General features: G+C 57.0%; 25 protein-coding genes. 15 read left to right on the top strand and 10 right to left on the bottom strand.

The features are described 5' to 3' along the window. Window positions 1-22: 22 nt before the first annotated feature. From mdtI to ACOYA6_RS05815, 3 genes are all read right to left on the bottom strand, one after another. A complete protein-coding gene (gene mdtI, locus ACOYA6_RS05825; RefSeq protein ID WP_223074152.1) occupies window positions 23-352 on the bottom strand; it encodes a multidrug/spermidine efflux SMR transporter subunit MdtI in 330 nt (109 codons plus the stop codon). Next, on the bottom strand, window positions 339-701 hold the full coding sequence (gene mdtJ / locus ACOYA6_RS05820) for a multidrug/spermidine efflux SMR transporter subunit MdtJ (protein WP_039029203.1): 363 nt from the start codon (window positions 699-701) through the stop codon (window positions 339-341). Before mdtJ ends, mdtI begins: the two co-directional genes overlap by 14 nt. A gap of 114 nt (window positions 702-815) precedes the next feature. Continuing rightward, window positions 816-986 carry a protein YdgV gene (locus tag ACOYA6_RS05815; protein WP_419146397.1) on the bottom strand — a complete coding sequence of 57 codons (171 nt, stop codon included), beginning with the start codon at window positions 984-986 and terminating at the stop codon, window positions 816-818. Window positions 987-1,120: 134 nt separating this feature from the next. Between ACOYA6_RS05815 and ACOYA6_RS05810 the strand changes: the two genes are divergently transcribed. Then, a complete protein-coding gene (locus ACOYA6_RS05810) occupies window positions 1,121-2,158 on the top strand; it encodes an AI-2E family transporter (protein WP_422654218.1) in 1,038 nt (345 codons plus the stop codon). 3 nt (window positions 2,159-2,161) lie between these two features. Here ACOYA6_RS05810 and ACOYA6_RS05805 read toward each other — a convergent pair whose 3' ends face one another. The 3 genes from ACOYA6_RS05805 to ACOYA6_RS05795 all read right to left on the bottom strand — a co-directional run bounded on the left by ACOYA6_RS05805 (window position 2,162) and on the right by ACOYA6_RS05795 (window position 4,947). Further along, window positions 2,162-3,106 carry a zinc-dependent alcohol dehydrogenase family protein gene (locus ACOYA6_RS05805; protein WP_422654217.1) on the bottom strand — a complete coding sequence of 315 codons (945 nt, stop codon included), beginning with the start codon at window positions 3,104-3,106 and terminating at the stop codon, window positions 2,162-2,164. Window positions 3,107-3,118: 12 nt separating this feature from the next. After that, a complete protein-coding gene (smrA, locus tag ACOYA6_RS05800) occupies window positions 3,119-3,682 on the bottom strand; it encodes a DNA endonuclease SmrA (RefSeq protein ID WP_138368863.1) in 564 nt (187 codons plus the stop codon). Window positions 3,683-4,029: 347 nt separating this feature from the next. Next, complete coding sequence (locus ACOYA6_RS05795; protein WP_422654216.1) at window positions 4,030-4,947, bottom strand: LysR family transcriptional regulator; 918 nt, start codon at window positions 4,945-4,947, stop codon at window positions 4,030-4,032. Window positions 4,948-5,121: 174 nt separating this feature from the next. Here ACOYA6_RS05795 and ACOYA6_RS05790 point away from each other — a divergent pair, with 174 nt between their 5' ends. The 6 genes from ACOYA6_RS05790 to uspE all read left to right on the top strand — a co-directional run bounded on the left by ACOYA6_RS05790 (window position 5,122) and on the right by uspE (window position 12,000). After that, window positions 5,122-6,432 (top strand): M20 family metallo-hydrolase, encoded by a 1,311-nt coding sequence (locus ACOYA6_RS05790; RefSeq protein ID WP_422654215.1) that lies wholly within the window; start codon window positions 5,122-5,124, stop codon window positions 6,430-6,432. After that, complete coding sequence (locus ACOYA6_RS05785) at window positions 6,432-7,877, top strand: M20 family metallopeptidase (RefSeq protein WP_422654214.1); 1,446 nt, start codon at window positions 6,432-6,434, stop codon at window positions 7,875-7,877. The genes ACOYA6_RS05790 and ACOYA6_RS05785 overlap by 1 nt, the downstream gene beginning before the upstream one ends. Window positions 7,878-7,924: 47 nt before the next feature. Next, complete coding sequence (gene abgT / locus ACOYA6_RS05780; protein ID WP_138368859.1) at window positions 7,925-9,451, top strand: p-aminobenzoyl-glutamate transporter; 1,527 nt, start codon at window positions 7,925-7,927, stop codon at window positions 9,449-9,451. A gap of 10 nt (window positions 9,452-9,461) precedes the next feature. After that, the gene (gene ogt, locus ACOYA6_RS05775; protein WP_422654213.1) at window positions 9,462-9,977 is read left to right on the top strand and encodes a methylated-DNA--[protein]-cysteine S-methyltransferase; all 516 of its coding nucleotides are present in this window, start codon (window positions 9,462-9,464) and stop codon (window positions 9,975-9,977) included. A 182-nt stretch (window positions 9,978-10,159) separates the two neighbouring features. Then, window positions 10,160-10,912, top strand: coding sequence for a fumarate/nitrate reduction transcriptional regulator Fnr (gene fnr / locus ACOYA6_RS05770; protein ID WP_032617879.1), 753 nt, complete (start codon window positions 10,160-10,162; stop codon window positions 10,910-10,912). A 137-nt stretch (window positions 10,913-11,049) separates the two neighbouring features. Continuing rightward, window positions 11,050-12,000, top strand: coding sequence for a universal stress protein UspE (uspE, locus tag ACOYA6_RS05765; protein ID WP_039029194.1), 951 nt, complete (start codon window positions 11,050-11,052; stop codon window positions 11,998-12,000). A 34-nt stretch (window positions 12,001-12,034) separates the two neighbouring features. Here uspE and ACOYA6_RS05760 read toward each other — a convergent pair whose 3' ends face one another. From ACOYA6_RS05760 to pntA, 3 genes are all read right to left on the bottom strand, one after another. Then, on the bottom strand, window positions 12,035-13,153 hold the full coding sequence (locus tag ACOYA6_RS05760) for a mechanosensitive ion channel family protein (protein WP_422654212.1): 1,119 nt from the start codon (window positions 13,151-13,153) through the stop codon (window positions 12,035-12,037). 114 nt (window positions 13,154-13,267) lie between these two features. Beyond that, a complete protein-coding gene (gene pntB / locus ACOYA6_RS05755) occupies window positions 13,268-14,656 on the bottom strand; it encodes a Re/Si-specific NAD(P)(+) transhydrogenase subunit beta (protein WP_039029192.1) in 1,389 nt (462 codons plus the stop codon). Window positions 14,657-14,666: 10 nt separating this feature from the next. After that, window positions 14,667-16,196 (bottom strand): Re/Si-specific NAD(P)(+) transhydrogenase subunit alpha, encoded by a 1,530-nt coding sequence (gene pntA / locus ACOYA6_RS05750; protein ID WP_422654211.1) that lies wholly within the window; start codon window positions 16,194-16,196, stop codon window positions 14,667-14,669. A gap of 536 nt (window positions 16,197-16,732) precedes the next feature. Here pntA and ydgH point away from each other — a divergent pair. The 3 genes from ydgH (at window position 16,733) to folM (ending at window position 20,017) form a co-directional block, all read left to right on the top strand. Then, complete coding sequence (gene ydgH, locus ACOYA6_RS05745) at window positions 16,733-17,686, top strand: DUF1471 family protein YdgH (RefSeq protein ID WP_039029190.1); 954 nt, start codon at window positions 16,733-16,735, stop codon at window positions 17,684-17,686. Between the two features lie 186 nt (window positions 17,687-17,872). Then, complete coding sequence (locus ACOYA6_RS05740) at window positions 17,873-19,255, top strand: amino acid permease (protein ID WP_039029189.1); 1,383 nt, start codon at window positions 17,873-17,875, stop codon at window positions 19,253-19,255. Window positions 19,256-19,294: 39 nt separating this feature from the next. After that, entirely contained in the window at window positions 19,295-20,017 is a 723-nt protein-coding gene (gene folM / locus ACOYA6_RS05735; protein WP_422654210.1) for a dihydromonapterin reductase, read from the top strand. On the opposite strand, the gene ACOYA6_RS05730 is transcribed toward folM, so the two are convergent. Next, window positions 20,014-20,349 (bottom strand): GlpM family protein, encoded by a 336-nt coding sequence (locus tag ACOYA6_RS05730; RefSeq protein WP_422654209.1) that lies wholly within the window; start codon window positions 20,347-20,349, stop codon window positions 20,014-20,016. The two genes, folM and ACOYA6_RS05730, sit on opposite strands and share 4 nt — an antisense overlap. A gap of 128 nt (window positions 20,350-20,477) precedes the next feature. Here ACOYA6_RS05730 and rstA point away from each other — a divergent pair, with 128 nt between their 5' ends. From rstA to rstB, 5 genes are all read left to right on the top strand, one after another. Beyond that, window positions 20,478-21,194, top strand: coding sequence for a two-component system response regulator RstA (gene rstA / locus ACOYA6_RS05725; protein ID WP_422654208.1), 717 nt, complete (start codon window positions 20,478-20,480; stop codon window positions 21,192-21,194). A 139-nt stretch (window positions 21,195-21,333) separates the two neighbouring features. After that, window positions 21,334-22,329 (top strand): ABC transporter substrate-binding protein, encoded by a 996-nt coding sequence (locus ACOYA6_RS05720; protein ID WP_422654505.1) that lies wholly within the window; start codon window positions 21,334-21,336, stop codon window positions 22,327-22,329. Then, window positions 22,326-23,378 (top strand): FecCD family ABC transporter permease, encoded by a 1,053-nt coding sequence (locus tag ACOYA6_RS05715; protein ID WP_422654207.1) that lies wholly within the window; start codon window positions 22,326-22,328, stop codon window positions 23,376-23,378. Before ACOYA6_RS05720 ends, ACOYA6_RS05715 begins: the two co-directional genes overlap by 4 nt. Continuing rightward, window positions 23,375-24,145 (top strand): ABC transporter ATP-binding protein, encoded by a 771-nt coding sequence (locus ACOYA6_RS05710; RefSeq protein WP_039029184.1) that lies wholly within the window; start codon window positions 23,375-23,377, stop codon window positions 24,143-24,145. The genes ACOYA6_RS05715 and ACOYA6_RS05710 overlap by 4 nt, the downstream gene beginning before the upstream one ends. Before the next feature lie 79 nt (window positions 24,146-24,224). Then, entirely contained in the window at window positions 24,225-25,523 is a 1,299-nt protein-coding gene (gene rstB, locus ACOYA6_RS05705; RefSeq protein ID WP_422654206.1) for a two-component system sensor histidine kinase RstB, read from the top strand. Window positions 25,524-25,538: the final 15 nt, after the last annotated feature.

The raw sequence follows: 25,538 nt of genomic DNA, 5'->3' as shown, positions 1-25,538 counted from the left end.
GTAATGACAGGCAGCGACGTTATCAGGCCAGTTTTATCATGATCATTCCGGCGAGCAGCAGAAGCAGCCCCATCCACCCTTTATGATTCAGTCGTTGACCAAACAGGATCCAGCCTGCAGCAAGCGTGGCCGCAATACCAAACCCGCCCCACAGGGCATAGGCAACCGACAGATCAATGCCTTTTACCGCCTGCGACAGGGCGCTGAACGCGCCGAGTACCGCGACAATGGAGAGCAGACCATAGATTTTGCGGCGAAAACCGTCGGAAAACTTCAGCAAAACGTTGGCGGCAATCTCCAGCACGATAGCTAGACCTAACCAGGCAGCATGCACCCACTCAAACTGTTGCATGGGACACCTCCCCGCGTGGTTTCGCCGGTTTGCGGGTTCCGGATTTGATTAATATTATCCCCGCTACCAGCGTCGTCAGACCGGCAATTTTCATTGCGGAAAGCGACTCATCAAACAGCATAACGCTGAACAGGGTAATTAAGAGAATACCAATGCCTTCCCATAACGCGTACGCCACGCCCAGTGCGATTTTTTTAACCGCAAAACTGAGGAAAATATAGGACAGCGCAATCATCGACAGCATTAAAATATAGCCGCTGTGGCTGCCCGTGACGCTGGCCCATTTCATGGAAAGTGTGCCGGTTATTTCAGCGACAATAGCAAGGGCTAAGAGGATCCAGTAAAACATGTTTTTCTCCTGCTTGAGAATATAATCCTTCGCGGCTCGCCGTTAGCGGCAGCCGGGTAAAAAAATACAACAGATTGGCCGGGCGCGATGCGCCAGCTCAGGCAGAGAGAGGGTCTACAGCGCGTTGCGCCAGTGTTGCTCGCCAGAAAGCAGGCAAAAAGAGGAGTACAGAGCGGAACTGAGATTTGATAAAACGATGCTGAACAAATTGTCCATAAAATTACAATTATCTGCGGTGTTGCTTCTCGTCAGTGCAGATGAAAATTGTCTCCGGTAGTTAAACACAGCTGATTTTTACCATAAGCCAGGATTTTACTCAAAGCCTTTTCATTTCTTTACCCTCGCCGTTTGCGTTTGGTTAATTTATTAAAGGCGCTGCGCCGTTAGAATATATAAAAAGGACAGCATCAGGAGCCAGCATGGCGAAACCCATTATTACCCTCAACGGATTAAAAATAGTCATCATGCTTGGCATGCTGGTGATTGTCCTGACCGGGATCCGTTTTGCGGCGGATATTATCGTACCCTTTATCCTGGCGCTGTTTATCGCGGTGATACTTCAGCCCGTTGTACGGCGTCTGATGCGCCTGCGCCTGCCGCGGGTGCTGGCTATCACCCTGCCGATCGTACTTATCGTGGTGCTGATGGCGTTACTGGTGGCCTATCTTGGCACCTCGCTGAATGAACTGGCCCGCACACTGCCGCACTATCGCACTTCGCTTGCCGTGCCGCTGCTGCATCTGGAGCCCTGGCTGCAGCGGGCCGGAATTGAAGTGTCGATGGAAGAGCTGCTGAAGTACATCGATCCCAATGCCGCCATGACCCTCGTGACCGCCCTGCTGTCACAGCTCTCCAGCGCCATGACCTCCATCTTTTTACTGCTGCTGACGGTGGTGTTTATGCTGCTGGAGGTGCCGCAGCTGCCGGCGAAGCTCCAGCCCATGATGACCCGACCGGTGGAAGGGATGGCCGCCATTCAGCGTGCGCTGGACAGCGTCTCGCACTATCTGGTGCTGAAAACCGCCATCAGTCTGGTGACCGGGCTGGTGGTATGGGGGATGCTGACGGCGCTGGAGGTGCGGTTTGCCTTTGTCTGGGCGCTGCTGGCCTTTGCGCTGAACTATATCCCCAACATCGGCTCGGTGCTGGCCGCCATCCCGCCCATTGCCCAGGTGCTGGTGTTCAGCGGCTTTTACTCTGCGCTGGTGCTGCTGGCCGGCTATCTGCTGGTGAACCTGATCTTCGGCAACATTCTTGAACCCCGTCTGATGGGACGCGGGCTGGGCCTCTCCACGCTGGTGGTCTTTTTGTCGCTGATATTCTGGGGCTGGCTGCTGGGGCCGGTGGGGATGCTACTCTCGGTGCCCCTGACCATTATCGCCAAAATTGCGCTGGAGCAGACCGAAGGCGGTAAAAGCATTGCCCTGCTGCTCAGTGATATGAGCCAGCCTCGTTAAGGATTATTCAAACGCCAGCACCGGCTTGCAGGTACGCCCTGCCTGCCGGTAGTGGGCCAGAGCCGACTGCCAGTCGGTGAACGGCAGTAACCTGGCGTCACTGTACTGGCTTGCGGCCAGCAATGGCCAGATCTCACGGAACGCCGCCTGCCACGCCTGCGGGTTCAGGGCCTCGAAGTGGTTACGGATATGGAACCAGTGCATGGGTGGGAAGTGATGTTGTAACGTAAAGGGCTGACCGGAGAGCAACCCGTAGCAGATAAATGCTGCGCGTTTGTCCATCGCACCCAGAATGGTCTGCGCAAGCTCGCCGCCTGTGGCGTCGAAGGCCAGATCGCTGGTCGCCGCGATGGCGCGAACGCTGTCGATGTCCTGCTGGGCAATGGGCGTGATCCCCATCCCCCGCAGTCGCTCCGCGTGGATCGCCGAACGATGAATGCCGTACACCGCCGTTGCCCCCTGCCGGAGCGCCCATTGCCCCAGCAAAATGCCGCAGTCCGAACCGGCGGCGGTCAGCAGCACCTGTTTGCCCTGCACGGGGTAGAGGCTGAGCATCAGCCAGGCCGCCATCGGGTTGATAAACGCTCGCGCCGCCAGCGGTGTGGCAACGGTATCGGGCACCGGGATCGCCATAGATGCCGGGCAATCCACGTACCGCTGCCAGGTACCTTCCCCACGAAGGGGCAAAACCCGTTGACCGAGAAGAGAGGCAGCGCTGTCGGGGGCGGCAATCACGCGCCCCACGCCTTCGTATCCAGCAATGGCCGGTAAGGTAATGCGATGGCGGTAGGCACCGGTAATGGGGATCAGATCGGAGGCGTTGACCGGGGTCATCAGCATCTGCACCCGAAGATCGCCCGGTTGCAGCGGGGCTTTTATCGCGGTCTCCCGCTGCAGGACAGACCCGGGCTCACCAAACTGGCGGTAGCATAATGCGGTGTTTTCCATGAACGTTATGTTTTAGCGGCTGCGTTTGGCGTGGCGCTCAAAGTTCTCCTGTTTCGCCTCGCCGGATTTACGCAACGCTACGTAACAGGCACCGCTGCCGCCGTGGTGCGGCTGGGCAACGCAAAACGCCTGCACCGCGTCGAACTCCGTCAGCCAGCGCGCCAGATAGCTGCGCACGATGTTGGCGTGGGAATTATCGTCGCGCCCTTTACCGTGAATGATGATCAGGTTACGCAGGCCGTCGCGCTCAGCCTGGCGAATAAAGGTAAACAGCTGCTGGCGGCACTGCTCAACGGGCTGGCGCAGCAGGGTCAGGCTCGCCTGGCGCGGATACTTGCCCGAGCGCAGCTTGTCGGTAACGCCCTGCTGCACCCCTTCGCGCTGGAAAGCCAGCGGCTCGGCCAGGGGGATCACGTCCAGAAAACCGGTGGTCAGAAAGTTATCGAGCTGGCTGGTATCCACAGGCTGGCGGGTGCGCGTAGTACGGGCGGGTTGCCAGTGGACATCAGTGCAGCGCTTAAGAGGCTGGACCTCTTCCATCGCATCAAGAAAAAGCGATTTATCGTCTGGGTTCATGGCATCCTCCTGCTTAGCTGACAGGCTACTATACCTGCGCCCAACTCCCGGCTCAATGCGGTGTTGTCCTGCCGGACGGGTTCTTGCTCATCAATTAAAAAAGAATTATAGATAAAGTTAACGCAATTAATATTTAATCAGTCCTTAAGATTATTTTTATGAATGTTTAACTTTATGACTTACATTAAACTTTTTAAAACCAGGCGCTTTCTTATCTGTATTATCGTCAGGAAATGTTATATATAAAGGTATCTGCACTAAGGAAACAATAAGCAGAGTCGCATGTGGAGCAATGCTGTGTGTACTGTGGGGTCTGTTGGATGTCGACAGGCTCCATTTTTTTATCCTTAATTTGATTGAGAAATAACCTGCCGGGCGTGACGTCTGAATTGTGTGATTAATGACGCGGTTAACGGCGTCTGACGGGAATCCCTTCTTTGTATAAGGTAATAGGTTGCTTTGGGTAACGGCTCTTTTACCGGGATCATCACCAGACGGTGCGCCAGAAGCGGGTCGCAGCCCAGCTCCTGCGGCAGAATGCTGAGAAAATCGCTTTGCGCTATCAGACTGATACTTGACGAAAAGGTTTCACATACCACGCCAATATGCGGGATCTGCTCCCGGTGGGAAAACATCTCTTCCAGCTGCTTATAATAACTGCCGCGCGGGGTTGGCATCGTCCAGCTATATTTCAGTAACTCATTAATGGATTTAGCGCCAGTGGCCGGATGCCCTTCCCGACAAAATATCGCAAAGGGTTTCTCAAACAATTTTTCGAACGTGAATTCATGATCGTAAGGCCCCTGATAATAAGTATTAATCGTGAAATCGAGTTCGCCCTGGCGTAATTCATTTATCATCGAAACTAATTGTCCTTCCATTATGCGCACCTTGACCTGCGGGTGCTGCTGATGGAAGCGGGTAATGACGGCAGGCATTAACATGCGGGCGATACTGGCCCCCATACCGATATTAATCTGCCCGGCCTGCTGGCCCTGCCGCTGACGAATATCATCCTGCGCGTTGCGTAGCTCCTCGAGGATCAGGCTGGCATGTTGGTAAAAGCTCTCGCCGCACTCGGTGAGGGTCACCCCTTTACTGCGCCGGACAAACAGCTGCGCCGAGATCCCCTCCTCCAGCTCTTTAATGGATTTGGTTAACGCCGGTTGCGACAGGCTCAATACCCGGCTGGCCCCCCGAATGCTTCCCTGCTTTGCCACTTCCACAAATGCCCGCAACTGATGAAATTTTACCTGAAATGTCATGTCGGCACCGATAACCGTTGTTTATCAGAGAAAAGAAACTGTCATCTACTGTAATGGAAATGAATGTGCGAGGGTAAGCCACGAAAGGTTAAATCTGTGAAAAAACGGTTAGTGATAAGTAAAAACTATCACAGTGTGAAGCAGTTCACATATTCTTATGATACAGGAATCGATATGCATACTCTGGCGCAGCATCTGAAGGCCCTCTTCCCGCAACTCACCGCCTGGCGGCGCGATTTCCACCTTTATGCCGAATCCGGATGGGTGGAATTCCGCACTGCGGCAAAGGTCGCCGAGGTGCTTGACCAGCTGGGCTACGACCTGGCGATGGGGCGCGATGTGGTCGATGCCGACAGCCGTATGGGCCTGCCTGACGATGCCACCCTGGCAGCAGCCTTTGCCCGTGCCCGTCAGCAGGGCGCGCCTGAAAAATGGCTCGGCGCGTTTGAAGGCGGCTTTACCGGAATTGTCGCCACGCTGGACACTGGCCGTCCGGGGCCAACGCTGGCGTTTCGCGTGGACATGGACGCGCTGGATCTGGATGAAGCCCGCGACAATGACCATCTTCCCTTCCGGAAGGGTTTTGCCTCCTGTAACGACGGCATGATGCATGCCTGCGCCCACGACGGTCACACCACGATCGGTCTTGGGCTGGCGCATCTGCTGATGCAGTACCGCGAGCAGCTGAACGGCACCATAAAACTCATCTTCCAGCCTGCCGAAGAGGGCACCCGCGGCGCGCGGGCGATGGTTGCGGCAGGCGCGCTCGACGGCGTGGACTATTTCACCGCTATCCATATCGGCACCGGCGTGCCTGCGGGCACCGTGATCTGCGGCAGCGATAACTTTATGGCCACCACCAAATTCGACGTCCGCTTTACCGGCGTGGCGGCGCACGCTGGCGGCAAACCTGAAGAGGGACGTAATGCCCTGCTGGCTGCCGCCCAGGCCGCCATCGGCCTGCACAGTATCGCCCCGCACAGCGAAGGGGCTTCCAGGGTGAACGTCGGCGTGATGCAGGCGGGCAGCGGCCGTAACGTTGTGCCCGCCTGCGCCCTGCTGAAGGTAGAGACGCGCGGCGAGAGCGAAGCCATTAACAGCTATGTGTTCGAGCGCGCGAAAGCGGTGATTGAGGGCGCGGCAGCGATGCACGGCGTCAGCCATGAGCTGCGCCTGATGGGTGCGGCTACCTCAAGCCAGCCGTCCCCGGCGTGGGTAAGCTACTTACGCGAACAGGCGGCGCAGGTTCCCGGCGTTGAACAGGCCATCGACAAGGTGAAAGCCCCGGCCGGCTCTGAAGACGCCACCTTAATGATGGCTCGGGTTCAGCAAAACGGCGGGCTCGCCTCCTATATGGTGTTCGGCACCACCCTCAGCGCCGGGCATCACAACGAAAAATTCGACTTTGACGAGACGGTGATGCTCATTGCCATCGAAACCCTGGCGCGTACCGCGCTTAACTTCCCGTGGACGCGAGGTGTGTAATGCAGACCATTTACCGTTTTGTTGAGGATGCCATCGACACCCGCGCGCAGCAGTTTACCGCCATTGCCGATGAGATCTGGGATCACCCGGAAACCCGTTTTGAAGAGTTCTGGTCTGCCGAACGGCTGGCCGGTGCCCTGGAAGAGGCAGGTTTTAAACTTACACGTCAGGCTGGTGGCATACCGAACGCCTTTATGGCCAGCTACGGCGAAGGGAATCCGGTTATCGCCCTGCTCGGGGAGTACGACGCCCTTGCGGGATTGAGCCAGCAGGCGCACTGCGCCGCACCGCAAAGCGACACGCCCGGGGCCAACGGCCACGGCTGCGGGCATAACCTGCTCGGCACTGCCGCGCTCGCGGGCGCCGTGGCGGTGAAAAGCTGGCTGGAGCAGCACGGCGGGAGCGGCACCGTGCGCTTTTACGGCTGTCCGGGGGAAGAAGGCGGCTCGGGTAAAACCTTTATGGTGCGCGAGGGGCTGTTCGATGACGTGGACGCCGCCGTCACCTGGCATCCCGAAGCCTTCGCCGGCATGTTTAACGTCAGTACCTTAGCCAACATCCAGGTCGCCTGGCGTTTTCACGGCACCGCGGCCCATGCCGCGAACTCCCCGCATCTGGGGCGTAGCGCGCTGGATGCCGTCACGCTGATGACCACCGGCACCAATTTCCTCAATGAACACATCATTGAAAAAGCCCGGGTTCATTACGCCATCACCGACACCGGGGGGATCTCGCCGAACGTGGTCCAGGCCCAGGCGGAAGTGCTGTATCTGATCCGCGCCCCGGAGATGGCCGACGCGCAGCAGATCTATGAGCGTATCGAAAAAATTGCCCAGGGCGCGGCGCTGATGACCGAAACTACCGTGGAACGACGCTTTGAAAAGGCCTGTTCCAGCTACCTGCCAAACCGCACGCTGGAAGCGGCCATGTACAGCGCCGTGCAGCATTACGGCACCCCGGCATGGAACGATGAGGAACGCGCTTTCGCCGGGGAGATCCGCGCCACGCTGAGCGACAACGATCTGCAAAACAGCCTGAAAAACATTGCCGCAACCGGGGGTGAAGAAGGAAAACAGTTTGCCCGCCGCCACCAGCAGACCCTGCTGATTGACGAAGTGGCGCCTTACGCCATCACCGATAACGTGCTGGCTGGCTCTACCGACGTGGGCGATGTCAGCTGGAAAATGCCGGTGGCCCAGTGCTTCAGCCCCTGCTTTACCGTGGGCACGCCGCTGCATACCTGGCAACTAGTGGCGCAGGGCCGCACCTCCATCGCCCATAAAGGCATGCTGCACGCCGGTAAAGTGATGGGCGCCACCGTCCTGAATCTGTTGCAGGACCCGGCTCTGCTGGCCGCCTGCCGGGAGGAGTTTACCCGGCAACTCAATGACAAACCGTATCACTGCCCGATCCCAGAACACGTGACACCGTCACCTTTAAAATAATAAAACTACACAACAACATAACAACACAACACTCCCGAGGAACGCCCATGAGTATGTCATCCATACCTTCGCATTCCCCATCCGGCAAGCTCTATGGTTGGGTTGAAAGGGTCGGCAATAAAGTGCCGCATCCTTTCCTGCTTTTTGTCTATTTGATTGCGATTTTGATGGTCGCTACCGCAGTTCTGTCCGCTTTTGACGTCAGCGCCCGCAACCCGGCTGACGGCAGCATGGTGGCGGTGAAAAATCTGCTCAGCGTCGAAGGTCTGCACTGGTTTTTACCGAACGTAATCAAAAACTTCAGCGGCTTTGCCCCACTGGGTGCCATCCTCGCGCTGGTTCTCGGGGCGGGTCTGGCTGAGCGTTCCGGCTTACTGCCTGCGCTGATGGTTAAAATGGCCTCTCACGTCAGCGCCCGCTACGCCAGCTATATGGTGCTGTTTATCGCCTTCTTCAGCCATATCTCCTCGGATGCCGCGCTGGTGATCATGCCGCCGATGGGGGCGCTGATCTTCCTGGCGGTAGGACGCCATCCGGTGGCGGGCCTGCTGGCGGCCATTGCCGGTGTCGGCTGCGGCTTTACCGCCAACCTGCTGATTGTGACTACCGACGTGTTGCTCTCGGGCATCAGCACCGAGGCGGCAAAATCCATTGATGCTGCGATGCACGTCAGCGTGATCGACAACTGGTACTTTATGGCCAGTTCGGTGATTGTGCTGACCATCGTGGGCGGGCTTATCACCGATAAAATCGTCGAGCCGCGTCTCGGCAAATGGCAGGGCAGCAGCGATGAGAAGCTGGATTCGTTATCGCCGGAACAGCGCCGGGGCCTGCGCGTGGCCGGGTTGGTCTCCCTGCTGTTTATTGCCGCCATTGCGCTGATGGTGGTGCCGGAGAACGGCATCCTGCGCGATCCGGTGAAACATACCGTCCTGCCTTCGCCGTTTATTAAAGGCATCGTGCCGCTGATCATCCTCTTCTTCTTTGTGGTCTCGCTGGCCTACGGCATCGCCACCGGCAAAATACGTCGCCAGGGGGATCTGCCCCAGCTGATGATTGAGCCGATGAAGGAGATGGCCGGGTTTATTGTGATGGTGTTCCCGCTGGCGCAGTTTGTTGCCATGTTTAACTGGAGCAACATGGGCAAGTTTATGGCGGTGGGGCTCACCGACATTCTGGAAACTGCCGGGCTGAGCGGCGTGCCGGCGTTCGTTGGCCTGGCGCTGCTGTCGTCCCTGCTGTGCATGTTTATCGCCAGCGGGTCGGCCATCTGGTCGATCCTCGCCCCTATCTTCGTGCCGATGTTTATGCTGCTCGGCTTCCACCCGGCGTTCGCCCAGATCCTGTTCCGCGTGGCGGACTCGTCGGTGATCCCGCTGGCCCCGGTGTCGCCGTTTGTGCCGCTGTTCCTGGGCTTCCTGCAGCGCTATAAACCCGAGGCGAAGCTGGGTACCTACTATTCGCTGGTACTGCCCTATCCGCTTATCTTTTTAGGGGTATGGTTGCTGATGTTGGTGGCGTGGTATCTTGTCGGCCTGCCCATCGGGCCTGGGATCTACCCGCGACTGAACTAAGGAACGCCAGATGCTGAGATTACTCGAAGACAAAATTGCGACGCCCCTCGGGCCGCTGTGGGTGATTGCCGATGAGCAATTCAACCTGCGCGCCGTCGAGTGGGAGGAGCACAGCAACCGGATGGTGGAACTGCTGAATATCCACTACCGGGCGCAGGGCTACGAGCGCATCAGCGCCAGCAATCCGGGCGGGCTGAGCGATAAGCTCTCCGCCTGGTTCGAAGGCGATCTCAGCATTATCGATACCCTGCCGACCGCCACCGGCGGCACCCCTTTTCAGCGGGAAGTGTGGCAGGCGTTGCGCGCTATTCCCTGCGGGCAGGTGATGCATTACGGGCAGCTGGCAGAGCAGCTTGGCCGCCCGGGTGCGGCACGTGCCGCTGGGGCGGCCAACGGCTCCAATCCGGTCAGCATTGTGGTGCCCTGCCACCGCGTAATCGGGCGTAACGGCACCCTGACCGGCTATGCTGGCGGGGTCCAGCGCAAGGAGTGGTTACTGCGTCACGAAGGTTATTTACTGCTGTAGTTCCAGGCTTTTAGTGCTTAATATTCCTTAAGTTAGACGAAATATCCGCAGCCAAGTTGTGGAATTTCAAGAAGATGCTGGCATGTTCACGTAACTTGTCCTTATTGATGGTTTACCAGGCTTACGCGGGGTCAAAAAAGATGTTAAAATTGACCAATATCAATTAAGGCTTGAGCAAACCTATGATCCCGGAAAAGCGAATTATTCGACGCATTCAGTCTGGCGGTTGTGCTATCCATTGTCAGGACTGCAGCATCAGCCAGCTCTGTATCCCGTTTACCCTGAATGAGCACGAGCTTGATCAGCTTGATAATATTATCGAGCGTAAGAAGCCGATTCAGAAAGGGCAAACGCTGTTCAAAGCGGGAGACGAACTGAAGTCGCTGTACGCTATCCGCTCTGGCACCATCAAAAGCTATACCATCACCGAACAGGGCGACGAGCAGATCACCGGCTTCCACCTGGCGGGCGATCTGGTGGGCTTTGACGCCATTGGCACCGGTAACCACCCGAGCTTTGCTCAGGCGCTGGAAACCTCAATGGTTTGCGAAATCCCGTTTGAAACCCTCGACGATCTGTCAGGCAAAATGCCTAACCTGCGTCAGCAGATGATGCGTCTGATGAGCGGTGAGATCAAAGGCGATCAGGATATGATTCTGCTGCTTTCCAAAAAGAATGCAGAAGAGCGCCTCGCCGCGTTTATCTATAACCTCTCCCGTCGTTTCGCCGAGCGCGGTTTCTCGCCTCGTGAGTTCCGTCTGACCATGACCCGTGGCGATATCGGTAACTACCTGGGCCTGACCGTTGAAACCATCAGCCGTCTGCTGGGTCGTTTCCAGAAAAGCGGCATGCTGGCGGTAAAAGGCAAGTACATCACCATTGAAAACGGTGAAGCGCTGGCGGTGCTGGCGGGCCACTCGCGCAACGTTGCATAAATTCATCTGACTTCTGCTTGCCAGGTCGGTAATTTTACTGATTTATTGATCTGGCAAAACTTCCCCCCTGTTTCATTTCAGATATATAGGTTACTCTTTTAATTACAGACTGTGGTGACAGTAGTAAGGAGACCTGTATGGCAAAGTATCAAAACATGCTGGTGGCCATCGATCCTAATCAGGACGATCAACCGGCGTTACGACGAGCTGTCTATTTACATCAACGGATTGGTGGCAGAATCAAAGCGTTTCTGCCGATATATGACTTTTCTTACGAAATGACCACCCTTCTGTCGCCTGACGAACGCACCGCTATGCGTCAGGGAGTGATCAGCCAGCGTACGGCGTGGATACGCGAACAGGCAAAATTCTATCTTGATGCCGGCGTGCCTATCGAGATTAAAGTGGTGTGGCACAACCGTCCGTTTGAAGCCATCATCCAGGAAGTGATTAGCGGCGAACACGATCTGCTGCTGAAAATGGCCCACCAGCACGACAAGCTCGAGGCGGTGATTTTCACCCCGACCGACTGGCATCTGCTGCGTAAATGCCCGTGCCCGGTGTGGATGGTCAAAGACCAGCCGTGGCCGGAAGGCGGTAAAGCGGTGGTGGCGGTCAATCTCGCCAGTGAAGAGAACTACCACAACGCCCTGAACGAGAAGCTGGTCAAAGAGACGGTCTATCTCGCCGAGCAGGTTAACCATACTGAAGTCCACCTTGTTGGCGCCTACCCGATTACCCCTATCAACATTGCCATCGAACTCCCGGAATTTGATCCTACCGTTTATAACGACGCCATCCGCGGACAGCATCTGCTGGCGATGAAAGCCCTGCGGCAGAAATTTGGTATCGATGAGAAACTGACCCACGTGGAGAAAGGGCTGCCGGAAGAGGTGATCCCGGATCTGTCAGAACATCTGCAGGCCGGTATCGTGGTGCTGGGCACCATTGGCCGCACCGGTATTTCTGCAGCCTTCCTTGGCAACACGGCGGAACAGGTGATCGACCATCTGCGCTGTGACCTGCTGGTTATCAAGCCGGATCAGTATCAGACCCCGGTCGAACTCGACGACGACGAAGACGATTAACCGTAAAAAGCCCGCCAGTTTGGCGGGCTTTTTTTTAGCTCTCGGTAACGGGTTGCTGCGACGGCGTCTGTGCGCCCTCGCCCTCTTTCATCCAGGGGGCATGCAGCACCATGCTTGGCAGGGCCAGTTTCACGCCTTCATCATTCAGGCTCTCGAGGATCCGGATGTTAATCTCCTGCTGAATGTCCATGTATTTGTTGTAATCCGCAGTATTGACGATATGCACCACCTCAAAGGTCAGCCTGTCCTTATCAAAGCCGAGCAGATGGGCGCGGTCAAAGCGCGTTTCGCCGATATCGGTGATGATCTTCTTCACGTTATCGCCAATGACGCGCAGTTTCTCAGGCGGGGTGTCGCTGGCCACGCCGAAGGTAAAGACGATGCGGCGGGTCTGCATACGCTTATAGTTATGCAGCGTTTGCTGAAGCAGGATCGCATTGCCGCAGACAATCTGCTCCCCGCTCAGGCTGCGAATGCGCGTTGTTTTCAGACCGATGTGCTCCACCGTCCCGGCAACGTCGTTAAACACCACGAAATCGCCAATCTCAAAGGGCTTATCGAACCCAATGGAGAGCGAGGCGAAGACGTCACTGAGAATGGTCTGCACCGCCAGAGCGATAGCGATACCCCCCACCCCAAGGCTGGCAACCAGAGCAGTGATGTTGACGCCCGCATTAGCAAGAATAGACAGCAGCATCACTGACCAGACAATCGCCCGCAGGATCAGGCCGGTGATCACCAGGGTGACCGGGTTTTTATGGCTCCCCGGCGACAGCATGACGTGCCGAAGCCAGGAGACCACCCCCTGATCCATCCACAGCGCCACCTGAATCGCCAGCACCAGGAACCAGGCGTGGCTGAGCGCACCGTAGAGGCGATCCGGCAGTTCGACAAAGCGCAGGCTAAACAGGAATGCCACCACGAACAGCAGGATCCGGCTGGTGCGGTTAAGCATCTCTGTAAGGATAAAATGCATCTTATTTGTGGCGGGATGTTTATCGCCCCAGTTGGTAATGCTCTTATGGACAAAGGTGATAAGGCGTTTCAGTAGCCAGTACACCAACAGCGTCACTACCGTTACGGTCGCGAAGCCAATCCAGAATGTGGGGGTCATCATTAACGTCAGAATATCGAAACGTGACAAAAACTGCATTCTCCCTCCTCCCTTAACGTAAAAAGGAAAGTATAGACAGTGAGAATGTTTAGCCCGCAGAAATGAGAAAACCGCCCTGTTGTGGGCGGTTTTTTATCAGTCGTGAAGCCTTGCTTACAGCGCTTTCAGGATCGCATCCACGCTGGCTTTGGCATCGCCAAACAGCATGTGGGTGTTCTCTTTAAAGAAAAGCGGGTTTTGTACGCCAGCGTAACCGGTGTTCATGGAGCGTTTGAAGACGATAACGTTCTGCGCCTTCCACACTTCCAGAACCGGCATACCGGCGATTGGGCTCTTCGGATCGTCCTGCGCCGCCGGGTTAACGGTGTCGTTGGCGCCGATAACCAGCACGGTATCGGTGTCGGAAAAGTCGTCGTTGATTTCATCCATCTCCAGCACGATGTCGTAAGGCACTTTCGCTTCAGCCAGCAGCACGTTCATGTGGCCTGGCAGACGCCCGGCAACCGGGTGAATACCAAAACGCACCTTGATGCCGCGGGCACGCAGACGCTCGGTGATTTCCGCCACCGGATACTGAGCCTGCGCCACCGCCATGCCGTAGCCCGGAGTGATGATGACCGAGTGCGAGTTTTTCAGCATGTCGGCGGTATCTTCAGCGCTGATCTCACGATGCTCACCCACCTCGTCATCACCGTCAGAGGTTTGGCCGTCGGTGCCGAAGCCCCCGGCAATCACGCTGATGAACGAACGGTTCATCGCCTTACACATGATGTAGGAGAGGATCGCACCGCTCGAGCCCACCAGCGCACCGGTCACGATCAGCAGGTCGTTGCTCAGCATAAAGCCCGCCGCCGCTGCCGCCCAACCGGAGTAGGAGTTGAGCATGGAGACCACCACCGGCATGTCCGCACCACCGATGGAGGCCACCAGGTGCCAGCCGAACGCCAGCGCGATGATGGTCATCACCAGCAGCGCCAGCACCTGCATACCCACGCTGTCGGTACGCACGAACACCACCATCAGCACAAACGACACCACCAGCGCGGCCAGGTTCATCTTGTGACGGTTTGGCAGCATCAGCGGTTTAGAGGAGATCTTGCCGCGCAGCTTGCCGAACGCCACGATAGAACCGGTAAAGGTCACCGCACCGATGAAGATCCCAAGGAACACTTCGGTCAGGTGGATGTTGACCAGAATCGGCTCCATCCCCGGCTCGTGATACAGGTAGCTGTTAAAGCCAACCAGCACCGCCGCCAGACCCACGAAACTGTGCAGAATCGCTACCAGCTCCGGCATTTCGGTCATTTCAACGCGTTTAGCAAGACGAATACCAATAGCGCCGCCGATGATCATCGCCACCAGGATCCACGCAACGTTGCCGGTGTCCGGCCCGAAAATCGTGGCAATCAGCGCAATCGCCATCCCGGCGATACCAAAGTTGTTACCCTGCTGCGACGTTTCATGTTTTGAAAGCCCAGCGAGGCTGAAAATAAACAGGACCGCGGCAACAATGTATGCAGCTGTAACTAATCCTCCAGACATAAGTTACCCCTTATCCCTTACGAAACATTTTCAGCATGCGCTGAGTCACGGTGAAACCACCGAAAATATTGATACTGGCGATCAGTACCGCGATAAAGCTGAGGAAGCTGACCCAGCCGCCGTGACCAATCTGCAGCAATGCCCCGACCACGATGATCCCGGAGATAGCGTTCGTCACCGACATCAGCGGGGTATGCAGCGCATGGGAGACGTTCCACACCACGTAGTAACCCACCACGCAGGAGAGCGCAAAGACCGTGAAGTGACCGAGGAACTCTTTCGGCGCAACGTCTGCCAGCCAGCCAAACAGGATAATGGCCAGCGCCATAAAGGCGAATTTGCGCCACGGCGAGGCAGGTTTTTCCGGTTCTTTTGGTGCCGGAGCGGCTTTAGCAGCGGCCTGCGGCTGGGCGGAAACCTGAATAGGCGGTGCCGGCCAGGTGATTTCACCCTCGCGCACCACGGTAACGCCACGCACAACGACGTCTTCAAAATCAACGGTGACGTTGCCGTCTTTCTCTTTGCACAGCAGCTTCAGCAGGTTGACCAGGTTGGTACCATACAGCTGAGAAGACTGGGTCGGCAGACGGCCCGGCAGGTCGGTATAGCCGATCACTTTTACGCCGTTGGCGGTGGTAGTGACCACGCCCGGGACGGTGTATTCGCAGTTACCGCCGTTTTGCGCGGCCAGATCGACGATCACGCTGCCGGCCTTCATGGAGTCAACCATTTCGCGGGTGATGAGCTTCGGTGCGGGTTTGCCCGGGATCAGCGCGGTGGTGACAATGATGTCCACCTCTTTCGCCTGAGCGGCAAACAGCGCCATTTCGGCTTTGATAAAGGCCTCGGACATCACCTTCGCGTAGCCGTCGCCGCTGCCGGCTTCTTCTTTAAAGTCCAGTTCCAGGAACTCGGCGCCCATACTCTGCACCTGTTCTTTCACTTCCGGACGGGTATCAAAAGCACGGACGATAGCGCCCAGACTGTTTGCCGCGCCAATGGCGGCCAGACCCGCAACGCCTGCCCCAATCACCATCACTTTCGCTGGCGGGACTTTACCCGCAGCGGTGATCTGACCGGTAAAGAAGCGACCAAACTCGTGCGCCGCCTCGACGATGGCACGGTAACCGGCGATGTTCGCCATCGAGCTCAGGGCATCCAGCGACTGCGCACGCGAAATACGCGGCACGGAGTCCATTGCCATTACGGTGACGCCACGCGCCGCCAGCTTCTCCATCAGCTCCGGGTTCTGGGCTGGCCAGATAAAGCTCACCAGGGTGGTGGCCGGGTTCAGCAGCGCGATCTCTTCCTCTTCGGGTGCATTGACCTTCAGAATAACGTCCGAATGCCAGACGTTAGCGCCGTCTACAATCTCTGCGCCCGTCTGAACGAACGCCTCGTCATCGAAACTTGCCAGCTTGCCTGCGCCGCTTTCAACCGCGACGGTAAAACCCAGTTTGAGCAGCTGCTCCACCGTTTTTGGTGTCGCCGCTACGCGGGTTTCATTGGCAAACCGTTCTCTTGGTACCCCAATACGCATAGTAATCCCTTCCATCGGTTTTTGATGATGGTTTGTCGAATATTCATCACAGATATATAACGACAGTGACAGGTGTTAACCTGCCGCTAACCAATATCTGCAGAAAATAAAACGGTAACAAACTTTCTATAACCTACTGAAAATACCGCCTGTGATCCACAGCAAGAAAACACTTTTTATGCCTTTAACTGTCAAAAATAAGCGATCGGCATCTCAGACAGGCATATCTGCCTTTATTTATCCGCCAGGGCCGATGTTTAGCTCAGTCGAAGCGGGAAAAACACGATATAGCGCCAGCTAGAAACAACTTATTAACATTAAATCAACTTGTGAAAGTTATATGCTTTATTAGTTTTACTGGTCAAACGCGTGTTTTTTCAACATATCACTAAATGTTATAGATATTGTTCGCCCCCATCGCCATGGCCACAAAAAATGCCGCAGACAGCAGAGGGTGTTAAATGCAATAATCGTCAACGTTTTCAAATTAACAACTACACCAGTACCTGGTTTGCGTAAGGCGAAGGATTATTTTTATGAAGCTCAAGAACACTCTCCTGGCGTCAGCACTCCTTTCTGCGACCGCCCTGTCCGCCAACGCGGCGACAGAGTTAACGCCGGAGCAAGCGGCAGCAACGAAACCTTACGACCGCGTTATGATCGTAGGTCGTTTTAACTCAATTGGCGATGCGGTTAACGCTGCATCAAAACGCGCCGATAAAGAAGGCGCCGCTGCATTTTACGTGGTTGATAACTCTGACTACGGCGACAGCGGCAACCAGCGCGTGCTCGTTGCGCTGTATAAAGAAAATGCCCCGAAAGCCGATGAGGAGAAAAATCGCGTTATTAATGGCGTGACGGAACTGCCAAAAGACCAGGCCGTTCTCCTTGAGCCTTACGATACCGTCACCATTCAGGGCTTCTACCGCAGCCAGCCTGAAGTGAACGATGCCATTACCAAAGCCGCGAAAGCGAAAGGGGCTGACGCCTTCTATATCGTTCGCCAGATCGATGCAAACCAGGGCGGTAACCAGCGTATCACTGCCTATATCTACAAAAAAGACGCGAAAAAACGTATCGTCCAGAGCCCGGACGTTATCCCTGCTGACTCTGATGCCGGCCGTGCGGCTATCGCCAAAGGTGGCGAAGAGGCGAAGAAAGTTGAGATCCCGGGCGTGGCGACCAGCGCTGCACCGGCTGCCAGCGTTGCTGGCGTAGGCCGATTCTTTGAAACGCAATCCACCAAAGGTGGCCGTTACAGCGTCACGCTGAATGACGGCACTAAAATTGAAGAGCTGAACAACGCCACTGCCGCGCAGATGGTGCCGTTTGACAGCATTAAATTTACCGGCAACTACTCCAACATGACCGAAGTCTCCTATCAGGTGGCGAAGCGGGCGGCGAAGAAAGGGGCCAAGTATTACCACATCACCCGCCAGTGGCAGGAGCGCGGTAATAACATGACCATCAGCGCAGACCTGTACAAATAAGTAAAGTGTTTCATTCAGGCGGCCTGGTGCCGCCTTTTTTTTGCTTTTTAGCCAGATTTCGGCCCATCCTCATTGCATGCTTTCGTGACACTCCGTAAAATCCCGCGCCTTAGCGTGATCCACCATTTTTATGCGCTTCGACAAAATAATTATTCTGCTTTTGACCCCTTTTTAAACAGGATGCCAATGGAAAAGAAACTTGGCCTGAGCGCTTTAACTGCGCTTGTTTTAAGCTCTATGCTCGGTGCAGGTGTATTCAGTCTGCCGCAGAATATGGCCGCCGTGGCCAGCCCGTCTGCGCTGCTTATTGGCTGGGGGATCACCGGCGTCGGGATCCTGCTGCTGGCCTTCGCGATGCTGCTGTTAACGCGCATCCGTCCTGACCTTGATGGCGGCATTTTTACCTACGCCCGCGAAGGCTTTGGTGAACTGGTAGGTTTTTGTTCCGCCTGGGGCTACTGGCTGTGCGCGGTGATCGCCAACGTCTCTTATCTGGTGATCGTCTTTTCTGCGCTGAGTTTCTTTACCGATACGCCTGAACTGCGGCTGTTCGGCGATGGCAACACCTGGCAATCCATTGTGGGCTCCTCGGTGCTGCTGTGGGTCGTGCACTTCCTGGTGCTGCGGGGCGTGCAGACTGCGGCAAGCATCAACCTGGTCGCCACTCTGGCGAAGCTGGTGCCGCTGGGGCTGTTTATCGTGCTGGCGTTCATCGCGTTTCGTCTCGATCTCTTCAGCCTGGACTTTTCCGGCGTGGCGCTGGGCGTGCCGGTCTGGGAGCAGGTGAAAAACACCATGCTGATCACCCTGTGGGTGTTTATCGGGGTGGAAGGCGCGGTCGTGGTCTCGGCCCGGGCGCGCAATAAGCATGATGTGGGCCGCGCCACGCTGCTGGCGGTGCTGGCCGCGCTGAGCGTCTATCTGCTGGTGACGCTGCTGTCTCTGGGCGTGGTGGCGCGTCCTGAACTGGCGGAGATGCGTAACCCGTCAATGGCGGGCCTGATGGTGAAGATGATGGGCTCCTGGGGCGAAGTGGTCATTGCTGCGGGTCTGATCGTCTCCGTGTGTGGAGCTTACCTGAGCTGGACCATCATGGCGGCCGAAGTGCCCTTCCTCGCCGCGACCCATAAAGCCTTTCCGCGTCTTTTCAGACATCAGAACAAGAACAATGCCCCGTCCGCGTCGCTGTGGTTGACCAACATTAGTGTGCAGGTTTGTCTGGTGCTGATCTGGCTCACAGGTTCTGACTATAACACCTTGTTAACCATCGCCTCTGAGATGATTCTGGTACCCTATTTCCTGGTGGGTGCATATTTGTTAAAAATAGCGACCCGACCGATGCATACTGTCGTGGGAATGGGTGCCTGCATTTACGGCTTATGGCTGCTCTACGCCTCCGGACCGATGCATCTGCTGCTCTCCGTCGTGCTCTACGCGCCGGGACTGCTGGTGTTTATTTACGCCCGTCGCACGCACCAGCTCCAGCACGCGCTGAAGCGTCGTGAAATCGTGCTGATTGGATTGTTACTGGTTGCCGCACTACCGGCAACGTGGATGTTGATGGGATAAGCGACCGCGTCCCATCGTCGAACGGATAAGGAGAACACGATGGGACAGGCAAAACCGCTCCCGATCCTGATTACTGGCGGAGGCCGTCGTATTGGCCTCGCGCTTGCCCACCATTTTTTGAATCTTCACCAGCCGGTGATTATCAGCTATCGCACGAAATATCCGGCGATAGAGACGCTTTGCGAGGCGGGTGCGACCTGTGTTCAGGCCGATTTTGCCACCGACGAAGGCATTATGGCCTTTGCCGAACGGATAAAAGCGGAAACTCCGGGATTACGCGCCATCATCCATAATGCCAGTGCATGGATGCCGGAGAGCCCTGAGACGCCGCTCAGCGAAACGCTCTCCGGCATGCTGCAGATCCACGTCCATGCCCCTTACCTGCTGAACCACGCTTTACAGGAGCTGCTGCGCGGTCACGGCCATGCCGCCAGCGACATCATCCACTTTACCGACTACGTGGTTGAGCGCGGTAGCGATAAGCACATTGCTTATGCCGCCAGTAAAGCTGCCCTGGACAACATGACCCGATCCTTTGCCCGCAAGCTGGCACCGGAGGTCAAAGTTAACGCCATCGCCCCGTCGCTGATTATGTTTAACGAACACGACGATGCCGACTATCGTCAGCAGGCGCTGAACAAGTCCCTGATGAAAATCGCCCCGGGTGAAAAAGAGGTGATTGATTTAATCGACTACATTCTGACCAGCTGCTACGTCACCGGCCGGTCATTTGGCGTGGATGGCGGACGGCCGCTGCGTTAGTGAAAGCGGCTCCAGAAGAAGATTAACACCCAGGCGCTGAGGCTCCAGCAAACAACCGCTCCGCCCAGCGCCAGGGGCAAACGCATTATTCCGGTGAAATACCATAGCGAGAGCAGATAGATAAAATAGGGAATAATCGACCACATGCCAAAGACGATGGTCGCCCGCAGCGCCTCAATGCCGCGCTCAGAGGCGACGATATAGTGGGCGATTAAAGCAAAGGTCGGAAACAGCGGGAGCAGCCCGGCTATATAGTAGTTTTTGGTTTTCGCCAGCACTCCAATCAGTAACACCACCAGCGCGCCAATCGCCGCCTTAATCAGCAGTCCCATCCCTTTCTCCTTAACAACTCAATAACAGTGCCGGGCAGCATAACGGAACGGCAACATTTTGCGAATGATTAATGGAAGGTTAAGGTTGCGCGGTGTATGTTGGCGTTTTCTGCAGACACAGACTTTGAATGAACAAGATCGTATACGTTGAGGATGAACCCGAAGTAGGCCAGCTGATAGCCGCTTACCTGGGTAAACATGATATTGAAGTCATCGTCGAACCGCGCGGCGACCGTGCTGAAGAGGTGGTGGCGCGGGAAAAACCCGATCTGGTGCTGCTGGATATTATGTTGCCCGGCAAAGACGGCATGACCCTGTGCCGGGATCTGCGCGCCCGCTGGCAGGGCCCGATTGTGCTGCTCACCTCTCTCGACAGCGACATGAACCATATCTTGTCTCTGGAAATGGGCGCCAACGACTACATCCTGAAAACTACCCCTCCGGCAGTGCTGCTGGCGCGTGTGCGCCTGCATCTGCGCCAGCATGTTGCCACCTCCAGCGAAACCCCGGCCCCGCAACTCACTCCGCATAAAGCGCTGCGTTTCGGCACGCTTTCCATCGACCCGGTGAATCGGCAGGTGCTGCTTTCCGGCGAGCAGGTGGCATTGTCGACGGCGGATTTCGATCTGCTGTGGGAGCTGGCGACCCATGCCGGGCAGATTATGGACCGGGACGCGCTGCTGAAAAACCTGCGCGGCGTCAGCTACGATGGCATGGACCGCAGCGTGGACGTGGCGATCTCCCGCCTGCGCAAGAAACTGCTGGATAACGCCACCGAGCCGTTCCGCATTAAAACCGTGCGTAACAAGGGCTATCTCTTCGCGCCCCACGCCTGGGACCTGTAAAGCGGCTGCCGCCAAGGTAAGCGCCCTCATTCATTATCCTTCCCCTGGTGATTAACCTTTTGCTACCGCCCTCATAATATGTATTATGTTATAACATAACATTTATGGGGAAGGTAACGTGTTTATCAAATACAGCGCAATGGCATTAGTGCTTGCGACACTGGCGCAACCGGCGATCGCCGCAACAACTTATCCACTGACGGTAGAAAACTGTGGGGTAAAGGAGACCTTTACCCATGCTCCACAGCGGGTAGTGACGGTGGGGCAACACGAGACGGAACTGCTGCTGGCGCTGGGGCTTGAGAAGAAAATCAGCGCCACGTCGGTCTGGTTTGGCCCGTTACCGGATGCCCTGACGGCGCGCGGTAAGGGAATAAAAAAACTGGCGGATAACGCCCCTTCCTTTGAAGCGGTCACCGCGCAAAATCCCGATCTGGTTCTGGCGCAATATCACTGGCACATCGGGCCGCAGGGGGAAACCGGCACCCGGGAACAGTTTGCTTCCCTTGGCATTCCGACGTGGATCTCCCCTGCCGACTGCATCGGCAAAAGCGTCACCGACAGCTCGAATGCCGACGGAGCGCGCAGCACGCCTTTCTCCATCGCGGAGATCGAGCGTGAGATCAGCGAACTGGCAGCAATATTCGATGTTCAGTCGCAGGGTAAGGCGCTTAACGCGGCGCTGAAACAGCGTATTGCGAAAGCTCAGATCCTGGCAGCTACGCAGCAGACCCGCCCTCTGAAAGTGGTGTTCTGGTTCTCCAGCAGCCGTCTGAAAGGCGATCCCTGGGTGGCGGGCGATTATGGCGCGCCGGGCTGGATCAGCAACACGCTGGGGCTGAAAAACATTATTGATTCACATGATGAATGGCCCGCCGTCACCTGGGAACATATCGCCCAGGCGCAGCCGGACGTGATCGTTATCGCCGAAATGTCCCGTCGGCTCTACCCCGCCGATGACGTGGCGGTTAAAAAGGCATTTTTAAACGACGATCCGGTGACCCGAAACATCCCCGCCGTAAAAAACGGTCACATCATTGTGGTGCCCGCGATGTCACTCAATCCCTCACTGCGTAATGTAGATGCCGTCGAGGCCATCGGCGAAAAACTGGCGACTTATCAGGCTGAACGATGAGCATGCTGACTCTGCGCGCCACCTTTACCCTGCCGCGCTGGCGGCAGGGTAGCCTGCTGGCTGTCGGGTTAATGACCCTGCCGCTGATGCTGGTTTTCGCCGCCACCGTCGGGGATATGCCGGTGTCATATGGAAATGCGGGGAAAGCCATTCTTAACGGCCTGGGTCTGGGAAACTATGCCATGCCTCAGGTCGAGGAAGGGATTGTCTGGCAGTACCGCATGAGCCGGGCGCTGATGGCGGCCTGCAGCGGCGGCGGACTGGCGCTCTGCGGCCTGGTGATGCAGGCGATCCTGCGTAACCCGCTGGCGGAGCCGTATTTACTGGGGATCTCCTCCGGCGCCTCACTGGGTGCCGTCTGCGTGATGCTGCTCGGGATCGGCGGCGGCGCGCTGGGCATCAGCGGCGGGGCCTTTATCGGCGCCTGCTGCGCATTCGGGCTGATCATGCTGATCACCCACGGCATGACCGACAGCCCGCCCCGCATCCTGCTGGCGGGTATTGCCGGGACGCAGCTCTTCAACGCCATGACCGCGTACATTGTCAGCACCTCCGCCAACGCCGAGCAGTCGCGTAGCGTTATGTTCTGGCTGCTGGGTAGTCTGAGCGGCGTGCGCTGGCCGGATGCGCTGCTGGCACTGGGGGTGGTTCTGGCCGGGTTCATCGTGATCTTCGCCTTTTCACGCTCGCTGGATACCTTCACCTTTGGCGATGAAGTCTCCACCACCCTGGGCGTGCCGGTGACTCTGGTACGCATCATCCTGCTGCTCACCTGCGCCCTGGTGACGGCGGTGATGGTCAGTATTATTGGCGCAGTGGGGTTTGTCGGGCTGGTGATCCCGCATATCACCCGGATGCTGTGCGGCCCCGGGCACCGCCGCGCTGTTCCCCTGACCTTCCTGGTCGGGAGTCACTTTATGATCCTCGCGGATGTGGTTTCCCGCACGCTGATTACCCACCAGGTGCTGCCGATTGGCGTGGTCACTGCGCTAGTGGGCGCGCCTGCCTTTGTCGTTCTGCTCTATCGCAGCCGGGAGAAAAGAGTATGACTATTTCATTGAGAGAGCTGCAGGTTACCCTGCAGTCCCGTAAGGTGCTTCAGGATATCAATCTGGAGCTGGGGAGCGGCGAGATCGTCGGTCTGCTCGGGCCAAATGGCTCGGGGAAATCAACGCTGCTGCGCTGTCTGGCCGGGTTAATCCCACGGCATGCGCACCATATTCAGTTTGATGGCACTCCGCTCAATAAAATCTCCGTGCGGGATCGGGCAAAACAGCTGGCGTTTGTCCCCCAGCATGCCGGGGTGGATGGCGATCTCAGCGTGGAGCAAATTGTCCGGCTGGGGCGCACGCCGCACCGCCGGGGACTTTTTGGCTGGAGCGAGAGCGACAACCAGGCGGTGGAGAACGCCATCCATCAGATGAAGCTCTCTGCCCTGCGTCACCGGCTCTGGCGGCAGCTTTCAGGCGGCGAGCGGCAGCGCTGTCAGATTGCCCGCGCCCTGGCCCAGCAGCCGCGCGTGTTGATCCTCGATGAGCCCACCAACCATCTGGATATCGAGCATCAGCTGGAGCTGATGACGTTGATCACCCGGTTGCCCATTACGGTGGTGGTGGCGCTGCACGATCTTAATCTCGCCGCCAACTACTGCCATCGGCTGGTCCTGCTGAAATCCGGCAAGGTGATAGCCAGCGGGCCGCCGGATACCGTGCTGACGCCAAATATGATTGAAAATGCCTGGCATGTGCAGGCAAACGTGATGAAGCAAGACGAAACCTTCAACATTCGCTATGCCATGAGGCAGCCCATTGCGTAAAGTATGCGATGCCCGTTCAGGGAAAATGATTCTTAAGACCGGGCGGCATTGTTAACGCGTTGTATTTTGGTGATATTTCATGAAAAAACTGTTCGTTCAGTTTTACCTCCTGCTGTTTGTCTGCTTCCTGGTGATGACCATGCTGGTCGGGCTGGTCTACAAATTCACCGCCGAGCGGGCGGGCAGACAGTCGCTGGATGATTTGATGAAAAGCTCGCTCTACCTGATGCGCAGCGAACTGCGTGAGATCCCCCCTCACGACTGGGCGCGGACCATCAAAGAGCTGGATCTGAATCTGTCCTTCAAACTGCGCATCGAGCCGCTGAAGAAATACACCCTCGATGCCCCGACGATGCAGCGACTGCGTCAGGGCGACATTGTGGCTCTGGACGATCAGTACACCTTCATCCAGCGAATTCCGCGCAGCCATTATGTGCTGGCGGTCGGCCCGGTGCCCTATCTCTACTTCCTGCATCAGATGCGCCTGCTGGATATCGCCCTGCTGGCCTTCATCGCCATTTCCCTCGCCTTCCCGGTGTTTATCTGGATGCGCCCCCACTGGCAGGACATGCTGCGCCTGGAAGCAGCCGCCCAGCGTTTTGGCGACGGGCACTTAACCGAGCGCATCCATTTCGACAGCGGTTCCAGCTTTGAGCGCCTGGGGGTGGCCTTTAACCAGATGGCAGACAACATCAACGCCCTGATCGCCAGCAAAAAACAGCTGATCGACGGCATCGCCCACGAACTGCGTACCCCGCTGGTACGACTGCGTTACCGGCTCGAGATGAGCGAAAACCTGACCGAGGCGGAGTCGCTGGCGCTGAACCGCGATATCAGCCAGCTCGAGGCGCTGATTGAGGAGCTGCTGACCTACGCCCGCCTCGACCGGCCGCAGAACGAGCTGAAGCTCACCACCCCGGACCTGCCCGCCTGGCTGCGCAGCTACGTGGAGGATGTGCAGAGCGTGAACCCGCAGCGCACGCTGCTGATCAACAGCATGGACGGCGACTATGGCGCGCTGGATATGCGGTTGATGGAGCGCGTGCTGGATAACCTGGTCAACAATGCCTTGCGCTACAGCGATAACCGTCTGCGGATTTCATTGCAGCTGGACGGCAGCCGCGCCAGTTTGTCGGTGGAAGATGATGGCCCGGGCATTGCGCCAGAGGCCCGCCAGCGCGTTTTTGAGCCGTTCGTGCGTCTCGACCCGAGCCGCGACCGCGCCACCGGCGGCTGTGGCCTGGGTTTGGCGATCGTTCACTCCATCGCCCAGGCGCTGGGCGGCGACGTCAGCTGTGAAGCCAGCGACCTCGGCGGAGCCCGTTTCTGCTTTAACTGGCCCGTGTGGCATCACATCTCCCTTCCCATCCCTGACTGACCCAAATCGCACGCT

Origin of the sequence: Leclercia barmai (assembly GCF_049312895.1) — a bacterium.
GTDB lineage: Bacteria > Pseudomonadota > Gammaproteobacteria > Enterobacterales > Enterobacteriaceae > Enterobacter > Enterobacter barmai.
This window is presented reverse-complemented; position numbering and strand designations above follow the sequence as displayed.